The following is an 18,099-nucleotide window of genomic DNA, read 5'->3' on the forward strand; positions in this document are numbered from 1 at the left end:
CTCAAGGTGCGTCACGCAACGCGGAGAGGGGCGTCGCGACGTGCTCGAGCGGTTTTCGCTCGGCGTCGACCCCCCATATCGCGGCGATGACCGCGGCGGCCAGCATCAACGCCGATCCGACCAGATAGCCCTCGAACACGGCGCCGCGTTGCTGCGTATCGATGAGCCGCCCGAAAACGGCGGGGCCCGCGATACCGCCGAGCGCCGTGCCGAATGCATAAAACACGGCGATCGCGAGCGCGCGGATCTCGAGCGGAAACGATTCGCTGACGGTGAGGTAGGCCGAACTCGCCGCCGCGGACGCGAAAAAGAAAATCACCATCCACGCGATCGTTTGTTCACGAACGGTGAGCACGCCGCGCGCGAATAGATAGCCGCTGCCGATCAGCAGGAGACCCGATACCGCATAGGTGAACGCGATCATGGTGCGCCGCCCGATCGCGTCGAATGCGTGGCCCAACACGATCGGGCCGAGGAAATTGCCGAGCGCGAACGGCAGCAGATACCAACCGACCTCACCGGCCGGTACGCCGTAGAAATCGGTGAGCACGAGCGCGTAGGTGAAGAAAATTGCGTTGTAGAAGAACGCTTGCGCCGTCATGAGCGCGAGGGCGACGAGCGAGCGGCGCCGATGCGTGACGAAGAGCGCTTCAAACACCTCGGCGAACGGCGTACTATCGCGCCGGGCGAAACGCAGCGTGCGCAATTCGTCCGAAAGCGGTCGCCGGCCGAGGCGGCGAAAGCGCGCCTCGATCTGCTCGACGATCTCAATCGCGTACACCGGTTGATTGTGCGTCAGCAGCCAGCGGGGGCTTTCGGGCACCCACATACGCATGAAGACGATGACGAGTGCGAGCGCCGCGCCAATGAAAAAGCATGCGCGCCAGCCCCAATCGCCCGGTATGAGATGCGGATCGAGCAGTACGAGCGAGCCGCCGGCCCCGAGTGCCGCGCCCACCCAGAATGTTCCGTTGATGCCGAGGTCGGTCCACCCGCGCACGCGCGCGGGCGTGAACTCTTGAATCGTCGAATTGATCGCGGCGTACTCGCCGCCGATTCCGGCGCCCGTCAAAAAGCGTAACGCCGCGAAGCTCGCGAAGTTCCATGAGAGCGCCGTCGCGGCGGTGGCGGCGAGATACAGGCCGAGCGTCATGAAAAACAGCTTGCGCCGGCCGAGCCGGTCGGTGAGCCAGCCGAAGCCGAGGGCGCCGAGCACGGCGCCGGCAATGTAACTACTACCGGCCAGACCGATATCGCCATCGGTCAAATGAAGAATCGGACTGGCTTTCAACGCCCCTGCAACGGCGCCGGCCAACGTGACCTCGAGCCCGTCGAGCAGCCAGGTGACGCCGAGCGCGACGACAATCAACGTATGAAAGCGCCCCCAGGGCAGCCGATCGAGCCGGGAGGGCAGGTCGGTTTCGATTACGTCGGTGCGCGAGGCGGGAATAGGCGCCGCTGTCTCCAGGCTCATCGTGGACATTCTCCTGATGGATGCGGTGGCGGCCGGCCGTGCGGGCGATGCCGGGCCGTTCGCCTGCGCCGCATATCGCATGCCCGGCGGCGAAAGGCGCCGCTCGAGTGGCGCACGGATTGCTCGCATTCGGAGTTCGTGATAAAAAGCGCCTCCTTCTGTTCGCATAAAGCGAGTTGCGATGCAAGCGATGCCCTATTGTGCGATCGACTTCGGCACGTCCAACTCCGCCGTGGCCTTGCCGCGCGGCGAGACGATGATGCTTGCGCCCGTCGAGGGCGCGCATACGACGTTGCCCACAGCCGTCTTTTTCAATACCGATGAACATAGGCGCGTTTATGGCCGCGCCGCCCTGGCCGAGTACATCGACGGCTTCGACGGCCGCTTGATGCGCTCGCTGAAGAGCATCCTCGGTTCGTCGCTTGCCGAGACCGCGACCGATCTCGGCGACGGCAGCGCGATCAAGTACACGGAGATCATCGCGATTTTCGTGGCGTTCCTGAAGCGGCAGGCCGAAACCTGCGCGGGCGAATCGATCGAGCGGGCCGTGTTGGGTCGCCCGGTGTTTTTCGTCGACGAAGATCCGCGCGCCGATCAACTGGCCCAGCAGCAGCTCGAAAACGCCGCGCGCTCGGCCGGTTTGAAAGAAATTCACTTTCAATACGAGCCGATCGCCGCCGCCTTCGACTACGAATCGCGCTTGCAGGAAGAAGCGTTGGTGCTCGTTGCCGACATCGGCGGCGGTACCTCGGACTTCTCGCTCGTACGCGTCGGGCCGCAGCGTATGGGCCGGATCGAGCGTAAGGACGACGTGCTTGCGCATCACGGCGTACACGTGGCCGGGACCGACTTCGACCGGCGCGTCGAGCTCGAGACGATTTTGCCCGAGCTCGGCTACCGGTCGCTCGATGCCGAGGGGCGCGAAGTGCCGAATCGAATCTATTTCGACCTCGCCACCTGGCACCTCATCAATACGATCTATTCGGGCAAGCGTGTGGGCGAACTGGCATTGATGCGCCACCTCTATCGCGACGTGCGGCATCACGAGCGGCTCATGCGCGTCGTCGAACGCCGTCTTGGGCATTCGCTTGCGGCGCGTGCCGAAGAAGCCAAGATCGGCGTGTCGGCGGGCGGGGAAACGTCGATCGATCTGGACGACGTGGAAGCCGATCTGAGGATTGCCTTCGACGAGGCTCAACTGATCGCGGCCGGCAAGGAGGAGGCGCAACGGATCGCGCAGGCGGCGCGGGAGACGGTGAAGGCGGCGGGTGTGGCGCTCGGCGAAGTCGACGCGCTCTACTTCACGGGCGGCACGACGGGCCTGCACTTCCTGACGAATGCGCTATGTGCGGCGTTTCCGGAGGCGAAGCCCGTTTTCGGCGATCGGCTCGCGAGTGTGGCGGCCGGGCTCGGCATTCACGCCCAGCGCATCTTTGCCTAGCGCGTCGCGTCGATTTGCCAAAAATAAAAACCCCGCTAAATGCGGGGTTTTTATTCGCGAAGCGCTGAGCGCTTACGCTGCATGTCGCTGCTCTAACGCGACCGAGCGCATTAGAGCAGCCAAGCGCTTTACACCGGCTTGATGTTAGCAGCTTGCTTGCCCTTGGGGCCCGTCTTCACTTCGAACGACACTTTTTGGTTTTCTTGGAGCGTCTTGAAGCCGTCGACGCGGATTTCCGAGAAGTGCGCGAAGAGGTCTTCGCCGCCGCCATCCGGGGTGATGAAGCCAAAGCCCTTAGCGTCGTTGAACCACTTAACGGTACCGGTTTCCATATTACGTATTCCTAAATTGGGTAAAAAAGGCCAAAGCCTGGGGGTGCACGAAAATCAAGGAAGGGTAATAGGACAACCGGAGTACCTGATGGGGGCGAACTACGAAAGACCAATCAACACTCGCCACTTGAAATCCTGCCTCATCTTTATACGGCGAAATGGCGCCGAGGTCAATACAATTTCGCGACGCAGCATCGGGATTCGTCTGCACAGGCCCCGAATCCTCTTACAAACCTTTCATTTCATGATCTTTTTTTGCTGGTGACGGATCATTTTGCACCAATTAAGTGATTGCAACCGGTAAACTACGCGCCGCGCGATGTGGTTGCGCCAAGTTGCGGTTCCCCCCTCGCCGCACAGCCCGCATCGGTTGCACGTTTCTTGCAGATTGGCGCGTGTCCCCCCACCCGCGCGCGATTCGTATATCCCCAAGGAGAGGTTGTGAAAAGTTCTATTCAACGGAACATCGGGCCATTTGCGCTGATGCTTACCGGCCTAGGCTCGATCATCGGGTCCGGCTGGCTGTTCGGTGCGTGGAAGGCGGCAAAGATCGCGGGACCGGCGGCTCTGTGCGCATGGATCATCGGCGCGGTAGTGATCCTTGCGATCGCGCTGACGTATGCAGAACTCGGGGCGATGTTCCCGGAATCGGGCGGCATGGTGCGCTACGCGCGCTATTCGCACGGCGCGCTTGTGGGCTTCATCAGCGCATGGGCGAACTGGATCGCCATCGTCTCTGTGATCCCGATCGAGGCCGAAGCGTCGATCCAGTACATGAGCACGTGGCCTTATCCTTGGGCGCACAATCTGTTCGTGAACGGCTCGCTGACGGCGCCGGGTTTGTTCTTGTCGGCGCTGCTCGTGATCGTCTACTTCATGCTCAACTACTGGGGCGTGAAAGTGTTCGCACGGGCGAATACGACTATTACCGTCTTCAAGTTCATCATCCCCGGTCTCACGATCCTCGGTCTGTTGCTCTCCGGCTTCCATAGCGAGAACTTCGGCAGCACGGGCTCGTTCGCGCCGTACGGCTGGTCGGCGGTGTTCACGGCGGTGGCCACGAGCGGCATCGTGTTCAGCTTCAACGGTTTCCAAAGCCCGGTGAATCTTGCCGGTGAAGCGCGCAACCCGTCCAAGAGCGTTCCGTTTGCCGTCATCGGCTCGATTCTGCTCGCGCTCGTGATCTACGTGCTGTTGCAAATCGCGTATATCGGCGCGGTCAACCCGGCCGACGTCGCGAAGGGCTGGAGCCACTTCAACTTCGCCTCGCCGTTCGCGGAACTCGCGATTGCGTTGAACCTGAACTGGCTCGCGATCTTGCTGTACGTCGACGCGTTCGTGAGCCCGAGCGGTACGGGCACGACCTACATGGCGACGACGACCCGCATGATCTACGCGATGGAGCGCAACAACACGCTGCCGAAGATGTTCGGCAACGTGCACCCGTTCTATGGCGTGCCGCGCAACGCGATGTGGTTCAACCTCGCCGTCTCGTTCGTCTTCATGTTCTTCTTCCGCGGCTGGAGCTCGCTCGCCGCCGTCATCTCGGTCGCGACCGTGATCTCGTATCTGACGGGTCCGATCAGCCTGATGGCGCTGCGCCGCACGGCCGTCGAGGTCGAGCGTCCGCTGAAGCTGCCGCTCATGAACGTCATCGCGCCGTTCGCGTTCGTCTGCGCGTCGCTGGTGCTGTATTGGGCGAAGTGGCCGCTCACGGGCGAGATCATCTTGCTGATGGTCGTCGCGCTGCCGATTTACTTCTACTACCAGAGCAAGTCCGGCTTTAGCGGCTGGGGCGCCGACCTGAAAGCGGCCTGGTGGCTCGTCGCGTATCTGCCGACGATGGCCGTCCTGTCGATCTTCGGCAGCAAGGAATTCGGCGGGATGGGCTACCTCCCGTACGGTTGGGACATGCTCGTCGTCGCGGTGATCGCGCTCGGCTTCTACTTCTGGGGCGTGAACACGGGCTACCGTACGCGGTATCTCGACGAGCGCGAGTCCGAGGAAGACATTCTCGAAGGCGTCGGCGTCTAATCGATCGCGCCTATCGCGCCGCCCGCGCCTTGTGCGCGGGTGAGTCGTGACTTGAGGTCAAACACAAAGGCCCGTCTGATCGTCAGACGGGCCTTTGTGTTTGGGCGGTGCCGGCGGCTTACAACTGCCGCGCGTATTACCCGGCGAAGACGTAGTTCGTCATCGCCAACGCCCGCTGATACGTCCCGAGCGATTGAATGTCGAGCGTGTAGTCGTCGCTTGCCGCGCCGAGCGCGGCGAACACGGGCAGCAAATGCTCGTCGGTCGGATGCATGAATGCGGCATGCGGCGCTTGCGACCGGTATTCCAACAACGCGCGCACGTCGCGCTCGGCCAGCCGCGACTCGAACCAGTCGGTGAACTGCGCGACGCGCGGGTCGGCGTCGCCCGGTTTCGCCCCAAAATCGGCCGCACGCAGGTTGTGGGTGATTTGCCCCGAGCCTACGATCAAGATGCCGTCCGCGGCCAGGGGGCGCAGGGCCCGCCCCAGTGCATAGTGATGCGCCGGATCGCGGTGCGGCTGAATCGAGAGTTGCGCAACGGGGATGTCGGCCTGCGGATACATCAGCAGCAGCGGGACCCAGGCGCCGTGATCGAGGCCGTGCGGCTCGGTTTGCGCCGCCATACCGGCAGCATCGAGCAGCGCCGCCGCCGCGCGCGCCACGTCGGGCGCGCCCGGCGCCGGGTATTGCAACTCGTAAAGGGCGCGTGGAAAGCCGTAGAAATCGTGGATCGTTTCGGGGCGCTCGGCCGTGCTGGCGATCGGGGTATTCGTGCCCCAATGCGCCGACAGCATCAAGATCGCGCGCGGACGGGGCAAGCGCTCGCCGAGCGTTGCAAACTCGCCCGAAGGCATCGAGGGGTCGATCGGTAGCGTGGGCGCACCGTGGGATAGGAAGAGAGACGGCAAACGTGACATGGATGGCATAGCGGCGCGGGAGGCCCGGCCGACGATCGTTAGTGGGTCTTAGACGACTATATGCCCGAGACCCAAGCGGAGAAACCCGCTTTCGCGAAACGAATCGTGTCGTGAGAGTTGCGGATCGACTCAGCCGAACGGCCTCGGATTACGCGTCGCCGCGCAGCCCCGTCCAGGCCGCGGCGAGCGCCGGACCCAGCGAAAACATATCGAGCACGCGCGCGACGGTGTCGTCGACCATCTCGTCGATCGATGCCGGCCGGTTATAGAACGCGGGTAGAGGCGGGAAGATGACGCCGCCCATCTCGGTCACGGCCGTCATATTGCGTAGATGGGCGAGATTCAGCGGCGTCTCGCGTGCGAGCAGCACAAGGCGCCGGCGCTCCTTGAGCGTCACATCCGCGGCCCGCGCGATGAGATTGTCGGAGAGGCCGTGAGCGATGCTCGCGAGGGTTTTCATCGAACAGGGCGCGACGATCATGCCGTCGGTCGCGAAGGAGCCCGAGGCGATACTCGCGCCGACGTCGCGCACGCTATGCGCGACATCGGCCAGCGAATGGACGTCGTCCTTCGTCAAGCCGAGTTCGTGCTGAAGATTGAGCCAGCCTGCGCTGGAGACGACGAGGTGGGTCTCCAGTCCTTCGATACGCCGCATCGTTTCGAGCAGGCGTACGCCGTAGACGGCGCCCGTGGCGCCCGTGATCGCGACGATCAGCCGGCGCGTCCGTACACTGGAGCAAGACATGGCTAAAGCGTGGGGTAACCGATGTGGCCGGCGCTCGGCGGGCCGAGGCGCCGTATCGGCTTACGCCGCGGCGAACAGTTGTTGCAGCTCGCCCGACTGATACATCTCCATCATGATGTCCGAGCCGCCGACGAATTCGCCCTTCACATACAGTTGGGGGATCGTCGGCCAGTTCGAGAATTCCTTGATGCCCTGACGGACTTCTTCGTCCTCGAGCACGTTGACCGTCTTGAACTGATCGACGCCGCACGCCTTCAGAATTTGGACGGCGCGGCCGGAAAAGCCGCACATCGGAAATTGCGCGTTGCCCTTCATGAAAAGGACTACAGCGTTTTCGTCGACGATTTGCTTGATGCGTTGTTGCGTATCCATGACTGACCTTGGCTTAGCGCGCAGGAAAAAGTTAGGGGCCAATGATAGCGGATTTCGGCCTCGCGAGCCGACCGGGCCTAGTGCGCCTAGTGCCTCACACCGGGCGCGCCGGTGAGCATGCTGCTCAGCTTGTCCGCCAGCTCGGCATAGGTAAAAGGCTTCGACAGCAGGTTGATCCCGGCGTCGAGCCGGCCGTGATGCACGATCGCATTGCGTGCGTAGCCGGTCGTGAACAGCACCGGCAGCTCGGGGCGGTTCGCCCTGACCGCGTCGGCCAATTCGCGCCCGTTCATGCCGCCGGGCAGCCCGACGTCCGTAAACAGTAGCCGGATCTCGGGCCGCTCGGCAACGAGGCGCAGGGCACTGGGACCATCGGCCGCTACCACGACCCGGTAACCGAGCTCGCGCAACATATCGCTCGTCGCCGTTCGCACGTTTTCGTCGTCCTCGACGACGAGGATCGTTTCGCCGACGCGGCTACCCCGCACGGGCCGGTGCTCGTGCAGTTCGTCGACGGACGTCTCGCCGGCGAGCTGCGGGAGGAACAGCTTGACGGTCGTGCCTTGCTCAAGCTCGCTGTAAATGCGCACGTGGCCGCCCGATTGTTTGACGAAACCGTAGACCTGGCTGAGCCCGAGCCCGGTTCCGTGGCCGACTTCCTTCGTCGTGAAAAACGGCTCCATGGCTCGCTCGAGCACGTCTTTGGTCATCCCCGTGCCCGTGTCGCTCACGGCGATCATGACATACGCCCCTGCTTCGAGTCCCTCGAAGCGCGAGACATACGACTTGTCGAGCATGCAATTGGCCGTTTCGATCGTGAGCTTGCCGCCGCCGGGCATCGCATCGCGTGCATTGACGGCGAGATTGAGCAGCGCGCTTTCGAGCTGGTTCGCGTCGACCGATACGCGCCGGAGCTCGGCGGCATTCACGGTTTCGATCGAGATGGCTTCGCCGAGCGTGCGCCGAAGCAAGTCGGACATACCGGTGACGAGCTTGCCGACATCGGTCGGCTTGGCGTCGAGCGTCTGGCGGCGCGAAAAAGCCAGCAAACGCCGCGTTAGGTTCGCGGCACGATCTGCGCCTCGCAGCGCGTTCTCGACGAAGCGCGTCATGTCCGTGCCTTGCTGCGTTTGTCCGAAACTGCCGACGCGCCGCTGGAGACCTTCCAGGCTGCCGATCACGACCTGGAGCAGATTGTTGAAGTCGTGCGCGATGCCGCCTGTGAGCTGCCCGATCGCTTCCATCTTCTGCGACTGCCGCAACTGCGCCTCGATATTGCGCTTTTCCGTGAGGTCGCGCGTGACCTTGGCAAAGCCGATCACCTCGCCGCCCGGGCCGATGATGGCATCGAGCAGCACGTTCGCCCAAAAGTGCGTGCCGTCTTTGCGTACGCGCCAGCCTTCGCCCTCGAACTTGCCGGTGCTCGCCGCCTGCGCGAGCACCGCGGCCGGCACGTCGTTGCGCCGGTCTTCTTCCGTATAAAAACGCGAGAAATGTTGACCGATGATTTCGTCGGCTTGATAGCCTTTGATCCGCTGGGCCCCCGCGTTCCAGCTTGTGACGTAGCCCTCGCGATCGAGCATGAAGATCGCGTAATCGACGACGCTGTCGACGAGCAAGCGGAATCGTTGCTCGGTTTCTTGCAGGCGCGCCGATGCCTCATGCCCTCGATGCGCTTCCGCGCGGCTCGCGCGAAGGGCCGCTTCGTTGCTTCGCTGCTGCGTGGCCTCGCGCGCTTCCATCAGCACGAACGCTATGTCGCCCGCGTCGTCGCGCACGGGACGCAGCGTCGAGGCGAGCAGCGCGGACGGTTTGCCGGGCGCGGCGGGTATCGCGGGCAGATCGAGCCGGACCGTTTCTCCGGCCGCCGCGCGCGCAAGTGCTCGCCGCAACGCTTCCCGCGCGTCGTTATGCGGCGCCGCGTGCGGGAAGACCTCGACGAGCGGGCGGCCGATCAACTCGATTTGCGCGGGGAAGAGCGTGCCACGGCCGTGGTGATTGCAATGGAGCACCATCCCGGACGGGCTGAGCAAAGCTACGAATGCGGAGATTTCGTTCAGGATGACGTGAGCGAGCTTGTTCTGCGTGAGCTCGGCCGGCTCGTCCGGGCTAAGCGCTGTACCGCGAACAGTCACGTGTTCGCCGCAATACGGCAAGGGAGACTTCACCGTTGGCTCCGCTGGAAGTTCGATTGAAACGCGTCCGCGGCAAGTCCGTCTCCCGCGCGCGAGCGAAGGTAAATCATATCAGTGCGGAGGATGCATCAATTTATCTTAGATGGCGATCGGACGATTGGGAATGCACGGCCCAATATTTGATGCGGCCGCGCACCGCTTAAATGCGTTGTCCGCCCGTGGTGCGTTCGATACCGGCCAAATCTTGGAGCGAACGGATATGCTCGAAGCCGGCCGCCTCGAATAAAGCACGGACCTGCGCGGCTTGATCGTAGCCATGCTCGATCAGCAAATGTGCGCCTTTAGCTAAAAACGAGCCTGATCCGACCACGATGGCGCGGATAGCAGTCAATCCGTCCGATTCGTCCGTCAATGCGCCCCGCGGTTCGAAGCGCAGATCGCCGGTTTCGAGGTGAGGATCGCCTGCCGCGATATAGGGTGGATTGCTGACGATCGCGTCGAATTCGAATGCGGATGCCGGCATCGAACTGTCTTCGAGCGCGCCATACCAATCGCCTTGCAAGAACGCGATTGGGCCTCCTGGGCGGTGTGCGTCGAGCAGCTTCGCCGCGTTGCGCGTCGCGACGGCGATGGCTGTTGCGGAACGATCGACGGCCCACACGCGTGCATCGGGCCGGACCGATGCGATTGCCACGGCGATCGCGCCGCTGCCCGTCCCTAGATCGAGTACGCGGGCCCGCGGAATCGATTCGATCGCCGCGAGCGCCGTTTCCACCAGCAATTCGGTGTCGGGGCGCGGGATTAGCACGTCGGGCGTGACCTCGAAATCGAGGCCATAGAACTCGCGGACGCCGACGATTTGGGCAATCGGCTCGCCGGCGATTCGCTTTGCCTCGAGCGTACGAAATGCGGCCACGGCCCGCGGATCGAGCGGTTCGTCCGCCCGCGTGATGAGTTCGGTCCGCCGCCAGCCGAGCGCATGTCCGAGCAAGACACGCGCGTCGAGCGCCGCGAGCGGCGAGGCGCGCAGCAAGGAGGTGACGGTGAGCGCGGTCGGCGCTGAGCCCGATGTCATGGCGCCCGCGTTAGTCGGCGTCGCCGAGCGAGGCGAGCAGTTCGGCTTGATGCTCGCTGACGAGGGCGGCAATCAGTTCGTCGAGATCGCCGTCCATGATCGCGTCGAGCTTATAGAGCGTTAGATTGATCCGATGATCGGTCAATCGCCCTTGCGGGAAGTTGTACGTACGGATCCGCTCCGAGCGGTCTCCCGAGCCGACGAGACTCTTGCGCGTGGCTGCTTCCTTGGCGTGCTGCTCTTGGTGCTGCTTGTCCTTAATGCGCGCGGCGAGCACCTTCAGCGCCTTGTCCTTATTCTTGTGCTGCGAACGGTCGTCTTGGCACTCGACGACGATGCCGGTGGGCAAGTGCGTCACACGCACGGCCGAATCGGTCTTGTTGATGTGCTGGCCGCCCGCACCGGACGCTCGGAAGGTATCGATCCGCAAATCCGCCGGGTTGATTTCCACCTCGCCGATTTCATCGGCTTCGGGCATGACGGCCACGGTACAGGCCGAGGTATGGATCCGGCCTTGCGTCTCGGTGGCCGGTACGCGTTGCACGCGGTGCCCACCCGATTCGAACTTCAGTCGCGAATAGGCGCCTTGGCCCGCTACGCGCACGATCACTTCCTTGTAGCCGCCGAGGTCCGACACGCTCTCCGACATCATCTCGACCTGCCAGCGCTGACGCTCGGCATAGCGCAGGTACATCCGCAGCAGATCGCCGGCGAACAGCGCCGATTCGTCGCCGCCCGTGCCCGCGCGGATTTCCAGGAAGATGTTGCGCTCGTCGTTCGGGTCTTTGGGCAGTAGCATTTTGCGCAGATCGTCCTCGAGCTGCGTCATTCGGTCGCGAGCGGCCCGCACCTCTTCCTCGGCGAACTCGCGCATCGAGGCATCGGAGAGCAATTCCTGCGCGGTCGCCGCGTCCTGGTTGGCCTGGCGCCAAAGGGCGTAATGCTCGACGACGGGGCCGATTTCGGCGTGCTCGCGCGTGAGCTTGCGGTACTGCTCGAGCTTCGCGGTCACGTCCGCACGGCTCAGGAGGTCGTTCAGCTCGGCCAGCCGTGTCGTAAGCTGGTCGAGCTTATGTTGCATGCTCGTTTTCATGTGTGGAGCGAGGCTCCCCGGAAAGAATGTGGAAAAGGCAGGCGGGGGGATGCGCGCGTCGCGCGTCCCGAGCGGGAAGCGCCGCTAATGTTCCGACGAATCGGGGCGCTTGGCGTGCTCGTAGAAGCCGCCGAGCAGCTCTACGAGCGTCGCCCGCTCGCCGCTGCTCGCGCGATTGAGCGCATGCGTCGGGCCGTGAATCAGCTTGTTCGTCAGCGCTTGCGAGAGTGCTTCGAGGACGGCGGCGGGATCGTCGCCGCGCGAGAGCATCTTCATCGCGCGCTCGAGTTCGGCGCGGCGCAGCAGGTCCGCTTGCGTGTGCATGTGCCGGATCACTGGGACGACGCTGCGTGCGTCGAGCCACTGCATGAAGCCCTGCACCCGCGTTTCGATGATGGCTTCGGCCTGCGCGACGGCGGCTTGGCGCGACGCATTGCCTTCGCGCACGATCGCGCCGAGGTCGTCGACTGTATAGAGGAAAACGTCTTGCAGTTCGGCGACTTCGGGTTCGATGTCGCGCGGCACGGCCAAATCGACCATGAAAATCGGGCGGCGACGACGCGCCTTCACCGCACGCTCGACGGCGCCGAGGCCGATGATGGGAAGCGTCGAGGCCGTACACGAGACGATGATGTCGAACTCGTGCATGCGCGCGGGTAGGTCGGCCAGCGGCATCGCTTGACCGCCTAAGCGCTCGGCGAGTTTGGCGCCGCGTTCCATCGTGCGGTTGGCGACCACGAGTTGTCGCGGATCTTGCGCGGCGAAGTGCGTCGCGCAAAGCTCGATCATCTCGCCCGCGCCGATGAACAGCACGCGCTGATTCGAGATCTTGTCGAAGATACGCTGGGCGAGCCGGACGGCCGCCGCCGCCATCGAGACCGATTGCGCGCCGACGGCGGTATTGCCGCGAACTTCCTTCGCGACCGCGAAAGTACGCTGGAACAGCTGGTTCAGATACGTGCCCAGCGCGCCCGCCTCGGATGCCGATCGTACGGCGTTTTTCATCTGCCCGAGGATCTGCGTTTCGCCGAGCACCATCGAATCGAGACCCGAGGCGACCCGGAAGGCGTGCCGGACGGCTTCCGATTGCGGGAGCGCATAGACATGAGGCGCCAGCTCGTCCACCGATAGACCGTGATAGCTCGACAGCCACTGGAGGGCGGCTTCGCGCGCGGCGCGGTCGTCGGTGGCGCAATAAAGCTCGGTCCGGTTGCAGGTGGACAGGATCGCGGCTTCCGGGGAGGCGAGCGACGAGCGCGTGCGCCACAGGCCCTGGAAGGCGTCGAGCGCCGGCTTCAATTGCTCGAGCGGAAACGCCACGCGCTCGCGCAATGCGACAGGCGCTGTGTGGTGATTGATTCCGATCGTGAGCAGTTGCATACGTGGGGTGCCGTGTCCGCCCTCGGTAGCGGGGCGGCGCTGATATTTCAGCCGGTTATTATAGCGGCTCCGCCCAAAGGCTCGCTGAGCGAACGCGCAGCTTCGCTCGCTTGCGAACCGCCGCGAAGCCGGCGACACGCACGAGTTGCATCGCGCGGGTTGCGCCTCTACACTCGGCCGCTTCGCCCGTGCGGTGGGCGTTGACGGCCGCGCGAAGGCACGGGGCGGCGCTTGAAGCATGTGGCCCCAATAGCCGATAAGCGGCGTCCCGTTGGATCTCCTTAAATAGACACAATAAGAGACGCACCATGCGATTTGGCGGTTTCCTGCGGGGCTTCGGGCCCGACATCGACGTGACGCGCGGCGTGGGCGAGCGCTGATGGGCTGGCCAGGCATTGTTGTCCTAGGCCTTGCCGTGGGGGTGGGCGGATGGTGGTTGCATCCGCTGCGCCGCTCGAGCCGCGCGGGCTTGGCCGTCGCATCGATCGTGGGCGTCGCCGCGGCTGCGGCCGCCAAAATGTTCGGCGACGTCTCGGGTCTTTTTCATGACGGCGAAACGCTGCAATGGCCCGTTTGCATGGGACTCGCGCTCGTCGCCGTCGCCTTGGCGGTGGGCTTGGGGTCTCGCCGATGAACTCAGGTGTACTACATGAACGATCGTCTCTCTCATGACGCCCCGCTGGGCGGATCCGATGCGCCCAGCGCTGGCCGGCTGGCTCGGTTGCGCGAGGCGATGGCGGCGGCGCGACTGGCCGCTTATATCGTGCCGTCCTCGGACCCGCATCTGTCCGAGTATTTGCCCAAGCGCTGGCAAGCGCGTCAATGGCTATCGGGTTTCACCGGCTCGGCCGGTACGCTTGTAGTCACCGCCGATTTCGCCGGCGTGTGGGCCGATAGTCGTTACTGGGTCCAAGCGCAAACGCAGCTCGCAGGAACCGGCGTCGAGCTCGTCAAGATGTCGGGCGGCGCGCAAGGGCAAGCGCATGTGGACTGGCTAGCGAAGCGGCTTGCCCCGGGCGAGCGGGTCGGCGTGGACGGCGCGGTGCTCGGCCTTGCCCCCGCGCGCACGCTGCGCGAGGCGCTCGATGCGCGCGCGATCGCACTCGTCACCGATCTGGACCTGCTCGATGCCGTGTGGACCGATCGTCCGGCGCTACCGGCGAGTCCCGTGTTCGAACATGCGACGGCGCACGCCTGCGCGACACGCGCGGAAAAGCTGACGCTCGTGCGAGGTGCGATGCGCGAATACGCGGCGCAGTGGCATTGGATCTCGACGCTGGACGACGTGGCCTGGCTCACGAACTTGCGCGGGGCCGATGTCAATTTCAACCCGGTCTTCGTTGCGCATATGCTCGTCGGTCTCGACGAGGCGACGCTTTTCGTCGGAGCGGGCAAGGTATCGCCCGAGATCGCCGAGGCGCTTGGCCGGGACGGCATCCGTGTCGCCCCGTACGAGCAAGCGCGCGCGGCACTCGCGACGCTCCCCGAAGGATCGACGCTCTTGCTCGATCCGCGCCGCGTGACGCTCGGGTCGCGCGAGGCGGTGCCCGCCACCGTCCGCATCGTCGAGGCCGTCAATCCTTCGACGTTCGCGAAATCGCGTAAGACGGACGAGCAGGCGGTGCACGTGCGCCGGACGATGGAGGAAGACGGTGCGGCGCTGGCAGAATTCTTCACGTGGCTCGAAGATGCGCTCGGTCGGGAGACCATTACCGAACTGACGATCGACGAGCGGCTGACAGCCGAGCGCGCATGCCGGCCCGGGTTTATCTCACCGAGCTTCGCGACGATCGCCGGCTTCAACGGCAACGGCGCCATGCCGCATTACCGTGCGACGCCGGCCGAGCACGCGCGTATCGAAGGGGATGGTTTGCTCCTTATCGATTCCGGCGGGCAATACGTAACCGGCACGACGGACATTACCCGTGTCGTTCCGGTCGGGACGATCACCGAGGCACAGCGGCGCGATTTCACGATCGTGCTCAAGGGCATGATTGCGTTATCGCGGGCGCGTTTTCCGCGCGGTATCCGCAGCCCGATGCTCGATGCGATCGCGCGGGCGCCGATTTGGGAGGCGGGCATCGACTACGGCCACGGCACCGGCCACGGCGTGGGCTATTTCTTGAACGTGCATGAAGGACCGCAGGTGATTTCCCACTATGCGCAGCCTGAAGCGCACACGGCGATGGAAGCGGGCATGATTACGTCCGTCGAGCCCGGTGTCTACCGGCCGGGCCGATGGGGCGTGAGAATCGAGAACCTCGTGCTGAGCCGTGCCGACGGCGAGACCGAGTTCGGTGCATTCCTCGCCTTCGAAACCTTGACGCTGTGCCCGATCGATACGCGTTGCGTGACGGTATCGCTGCTGCGCGACGACGAACGGGAATGGCTCAACGCGTATCACGAGATGGTGCGTTCGCGCGTGTCGCCCTTGGTGGGCGAGCGCGCGCAGGCGTGGCTGCACGCGCGTACGCAACCGATTTGAAGCCATAACGACAAAGGAGTTCGCATGAAACCGAAGGTCGTCGTCTTCGATTTCGGCGGGGTGCTTATCGATTGGAACCCCGATTACCTGTATCGCAAGCTGATTCCCGACGCGGATGAGCGTCGCCGCTTCCTCACCGAAGTTTGCACGATGGATTGGGTGATGCGGCAAGACTGCGGTTATTCGATCGCGTCGGGGACTCAGGAGCTCATCGAGCGTTTTCCGCACGAAGCCGAGCGTATTCGCGCGTTTTACGACCGGTGGCAAGAAATGATCGCGGGGGTGTTTGTCGACAGCGTCGCGCTCGTCGATAAGCTAGAGGCGGCCGGTGTACCGCTGTTCGCGCTCACGAATTGGTCGGACGAGACGTTTCCCTATGCGTGGGAGCGCTACGATGTGTTGCGGCGGTTTCGCGACGTGGTCGTATCGGGGCGCGTGAAGCTCGTCAAACCCGATCCGCGGATATATGCCGAAGCGTTTTCTCGGATCGATCGTCAATTGCCGGGCGTGGCGCCGGGCGAGATCGTCTTTATCGACGACAACCTCCATAACGCGCACGCCGCCGCGGTTGCGGGCTGGCATGGCATTCACCACACGAGCGCCGCGGCGACCGAAGCGAGGCTGCGGGAACTGGGCTTTGCGTTCGGCTAGTAAGCCGTATCGGCAGCGACACCGTTGCCGGTGCCGCTGCCCGTCGATCAGCGCGTGATCGGCTTGTAGCGCAGACGCTTGGGCTTGGCGCCTTCTTCGCCCAGGCGTTTGCGCTTATCCGCCTCGTATTCCTGGTAGTTGCCGTCGAAGAAGACGGCTTGCGAATCGCCCTCGAACGCGAGGATGTGCGTCGCGATCCGATCGAGGAACCAGCGATCGTGCGAGATCACCATCACCGAGCCCGCGAATTCGAGCAGAGCGTCTTCGAGCGCGCGCAGCGTTTCGACGTCGAGGTCGTTCGACGGCTCATCCAGTAGCAGCACGTTACCGCCGGCGATCAGCGTCTTGGCCAGATGCAAGCGGCCGCGTTCGCCGCCCGACAGGTTGCCGACGTTCTTTTGCTGATCCGCGCCCTTGAAGTTGAAGCGGCCGATATAGGCGCGCGACGGCGTTTCGTACTTACCGACGGTGAGGACGTCGGCGCCGCCCGAAATTTCCTCGAACACGCTCTTCGTGCCGTCCAGCGCATCGCGGCTTTGATCGACATAGGCGAGCTTGACCGTCGGTCCCATTTCGATCGTGCCCGAATCGGGCGTTTCGCGCCCCGTGAGCATGCGGAACAGCGTCGACTTGCCCGCGCCGTTCGGGCCGATGATGCCGACGATCGCGCCGGCCGGCACCTTGAAACTGAGATTGTCGAGGAGCAGCCGATCGCCGTATGCCTTGCTGACGTTCTTGAACTCGATGACCTCGTTGCCGAGCCGATCGCCGACCGGGATGAAGATTTCCTGCGTCTCGTTGCGCTTTTGGTAGTCCTGGCTCGACAGCTCCTCGAAGCGGGCGATCCGCGCCTTCGATTTCGCTTGGCGTCCCTTCGGGTTTTGGCGGACCCACTCCAATTCCTTCTTGATCGCCTTTTGGCGCGCCGATTCGGCGGCTTCTTCTTGCTTCAGGCGGTCTTCTTTTTGATCCAGCCAGCTGCTGTAGTTGCCCTTCCAAGGGATGCCGTGTCCGCGATCGAGTTCGAGAATCCACTCGGCCGCGTTGTCGAGGAAGTAGCGATCGTGGGTGACGGCGACGACCGTGCCCGGGAAGCGCGTCAGGAATTGTTCGAGCCATTCGACCGATTCGGCGTCGAGGTGGTTGGTCGGCTCGTCGAGCAGCAGCATGTCGGGTTTTTCGAGCAAGAGCTTGCACAGCGCGACGCGGCGTTTTTCACCGCCCGACAGGTGTGCGACCTTCGCGTCCCAGGCGGGCAGGCGCAGCGCGTCGGCGGCGACCTCGAGCTGCTGCTCGGGGCTACCGCCGTCGCTGGCCGCGAGAATGGCCTCGTACTTCGCTTGCTCGGCGGCGAGCGCGTCGAAATCGGCGTCGGGTTCCGCGTAGGCCGCGTAGATTTCATCGAGCTTCTTCTGGGCTTGGAACACGTCGCCGAGCCCGTCTTCGACAGCCTCGCGCACGGTCTTTTCGGGATCGAGCTGCGGTTCTTGGGGCAAGTAGCCGATGTTCAGGTTCGGCATCGGCGTCGCTTCGCCTTCGATGTCGCGATCGACACCGGCCATGATGCGAATGAGGGTCGACTTGCCCGAGCCGTTGAGGCCGAGCACGCCGATTTTTGCGCCGGGGAAGAAAGACAGGGAGATGTCTTTCAGGATCTGACGCTTGGGCGGCACGATTTTGCCGACCCGGTTCATGGTGAAGACGTATTGGGCCATGTGCTTGAATAAACGAAACGGGCCGCCGCCTTCGATAAGCGAGGCGGCACGCGGGTGAATGGAGAGGAAACGCGGACGCTCGTCAGCGCTTGCAACGCGTCATTTTATCAATCGGGACGCCGGAGCCAGTTGCAAATTGCGAGCGCGGCGTCGATCCGCCGCCGCACATTGATCTGGCGCTCATTGTGCTCGGCAAGCGCGCTGCTTTCGAGGCCTTCGGCGGTATACCGCCGTCGCCGCGGCGGGCT

General features: G+C 63.9%; 15 protein-coding genes. 5 read left to right on the top strand and 10 right to left on the bottom strand.

Going from position 1 to position 18,099, the window contains the following annotated elements:
- Window position 1 precedes the first annotated feature (1 nt).
- The gene (locus AB1286_RS14550; RefSeq protein ID WP_430363933.1) at window positions 2-1,474 is read right to left on the bottom strand and encodes an MFS transporter; all 1,473 of its coding nucleotides are present in this window, start codon (window positions 1,472-1,474) and stop codon (window positions 2-4) included.
- A gap of 190 nt (window positions 1,475-1,664) precedes the next feature.
- Between AB1286_RS14550 and AB1286_RS14555 the strand changes: the two genes are divergently transcribed.
- Window positions 1,665-2,915 (top strand): Hsp70 family protein, encoded by a 1,251-nt coding sequence (locus AB1286_RS14555; RefSeq protein WP_430365068.1) that lies wholly within the window; start codon window positions 1,665-1,667, stop codon window positions 2,913-2,915.
- Window positions 2,916-3,043: 128 nt separating this feature from the next.
- On the opposite strand, the gene AB1286_RS14560 is transcribed toward AB1286_RS14555, so the two are convergent.
- Window positions 3,044-3,247: a cold-shock protein gene (locus AB1286_RS14560; RefSeq protein ID WP_430363934.1), complete on the bottom strand. Its 204-nt coding sequence runs from the start codon at window positions 3,245-3,247 to the stop codon at window positions 3,044-3,046.
- Between the two features lie 441 nt (window positions 3,248-3,688).
- On the opposite strand from AB1286_RS14560, the gene AB1286_RS14565 reads away from it, so the two are divergent.
- Window positions 3,689-5,281: an APC family permease gene (locus tag AB1286_RS14565; protein ID WP_430363935.1), complete on the top strand. Its 1,593-nt coding sequence runs from the start codon at window positions 3,689-3,691 to the stop codon at window positions 5,279-5,281.
- Window positions 5,282-5,417: 136 nt separating this feature from the next.
- Here the strand turns inward: AB1286_RS14565 and AB1286_RS14570 are convergent, their stop codons facing one another.
- The 7 genes from AB1286_RS14570 to hemA all read right to left on the bottom strand — a co-directional run bounded on the left by AB1286_RS14570 (window position 5,418) and on the right by hemA (window position 13,000).
- Window positions 5,418-6,200 carry a DODA-type extradiol aromatic ring-opening family dioxygenase gene (locus AB1286_RS14570; RefSeq protein ID WP_430365069.1) on the bottom strand — a complete coding sequence of 261 codons (783 nt, stop codon included), beginning with the start codon at window positions 6,198-6,200 and terminating at the stop codon, window positions 5,418-5,420.
- Between the two features lie 148 nt (window positions 6,201-6,348).
- Entirely contained in the window at window positions 6,349-6,945 is a 597-nt protein-coding gene (locus AB1286_RS14575) for a UbiX family flavin prenyltransferase (RefSeq protein ID WP_430363936.1), read from the bottom strand.
- 60 nt (window positions 6,946-7,005) lie between these two features.
- On the bottom strand, window positions 7,006-7,317 hold the full coding sequence (gene grxD, locus AB1286_RS14580; RefSeq protein ID WP_430363937.1) for a Grx4 family monothiol glutaredoxin: 312 nt from the start codon (window positions 7,315-7,317) through the stop codon (window positions 7,006-7,008).
- Between the two features lie 86 nt (window positions 7,318-7,403).
- Complete coding sequence (locus AB1286_RS14585) at window positions 7,404-9,485, bottom strand: PAS domain-containing protein (RefSeq protein WP_430363938.1); 2,082 nt, start codon at window positions 9,483-9,485, stop codon at window positions 7,404-7,406.
- Window positions 9,486-9,651: 166 nt separating this feature from the next.
- On the bottom strand, window positions 9,652-10,527 hold the full coding sequence (gene prmC / locus AB1286_RS14590) for a peptide chain release factor N(5)-glutamine methyltransferase (protein ID WP_430363939.1): 876 nt from the start codon (window positions 10,525-10,527) through the stop codon (window positions 9,652-9,654).
- Between the two features lie 10 nt (window positions 10,528-10,537).
- Window positions 10,538-11,620, bottom strand: a complete 1,083-nt coding sequence (gene prfA, locus AB1286_RS14595; RefSeq protein WP_430363940.1) for a peptide chain release factor 1 — start codon at window positions 11,618-11,620, stop codon at window positions 10,538-10,540.
- Window positions 11,621-11,704: 84 nt separating this feature from the next.
- Entirely contained in the window at window positions 11,705-13,000 is a 1,296-nt protein-coding gene (hemA, locus tag AB1286_RS14600; RefSeq protein ID WP_430363941.1) for a glutamyl-tRNA reductase, read from the bottom strand.
- A 379-nt stretch (window positions 13,001-13,379) separates the two neighbouring features.
- Here hemA and AB1286_RS14605 point away from each other — a divergent pair, with 379 nt between their 5' ends.
- From AB1286_RS14605 to AB1286_RS14615, 3 genes are read left to right on the top strand one after another with little or no spacing between them, the layout of a single operon-like run.
- A complete protein-coding gene (locus tag AB1286_RS14605; protein WP_430363942.1) occupies window positions 13,380-13,634 on the top strand; it encodes a hypothetical protein in 255 nt (84 codons plus the stop codon).
- A gap of 15 nt (window positions 13,635-13,649) precedes the next feature.
- Window positions 13,650-15,485 carry a M24 family metallopeptidase gene (locus AB1286_RS14610; protein ID WP_430363943.1) on the top strand — a complete coding sequence of 612 codons (1,836 nt, stop codon included), beginning with the start codon at window positions 13,650-13,652 and terminating at the stop codon, window positions 15,483-15,485.
- A gap of 24 nt (window positions 15,486-15,509) precedes the next feature.
- A complete protein-coding gene (locus AB1286_RS14615; RefSeq protein ID WP_430363944.1) occupies window positions 15,510-16,136 on the top strand; it encodes an HAD family hydrolase in 627 nt (208 codons plus the stop codon).
- Between the two features lie 47 nt (window positions 16,137-16,183).
- Here AB1286_RS14615 and ettA read toward each other — a convergent pair whose 3' ends face one another.
- A complete protein-coding gene (gene ettA, locus AB1286_RS14620) occupies window positions 16,184-17,851 on the bottom strand; it encodes an energy-dependent translational throttle protein EttA (protein WP_430363945.1) in 1,668 nt (555 codons plus the stop codon).
- Window positions 17,852-18,099: the final 248 nt, after the last annotated feature.

It is taken from the genome of Trinickia sp. NRRL B-1857, assembly GCF_050470685.1.
GTDB lineage: Bacteria > Pseudomonadota > Gammaproteobacteria > Burkholderiales > Burkholderiaceae > Trinickia.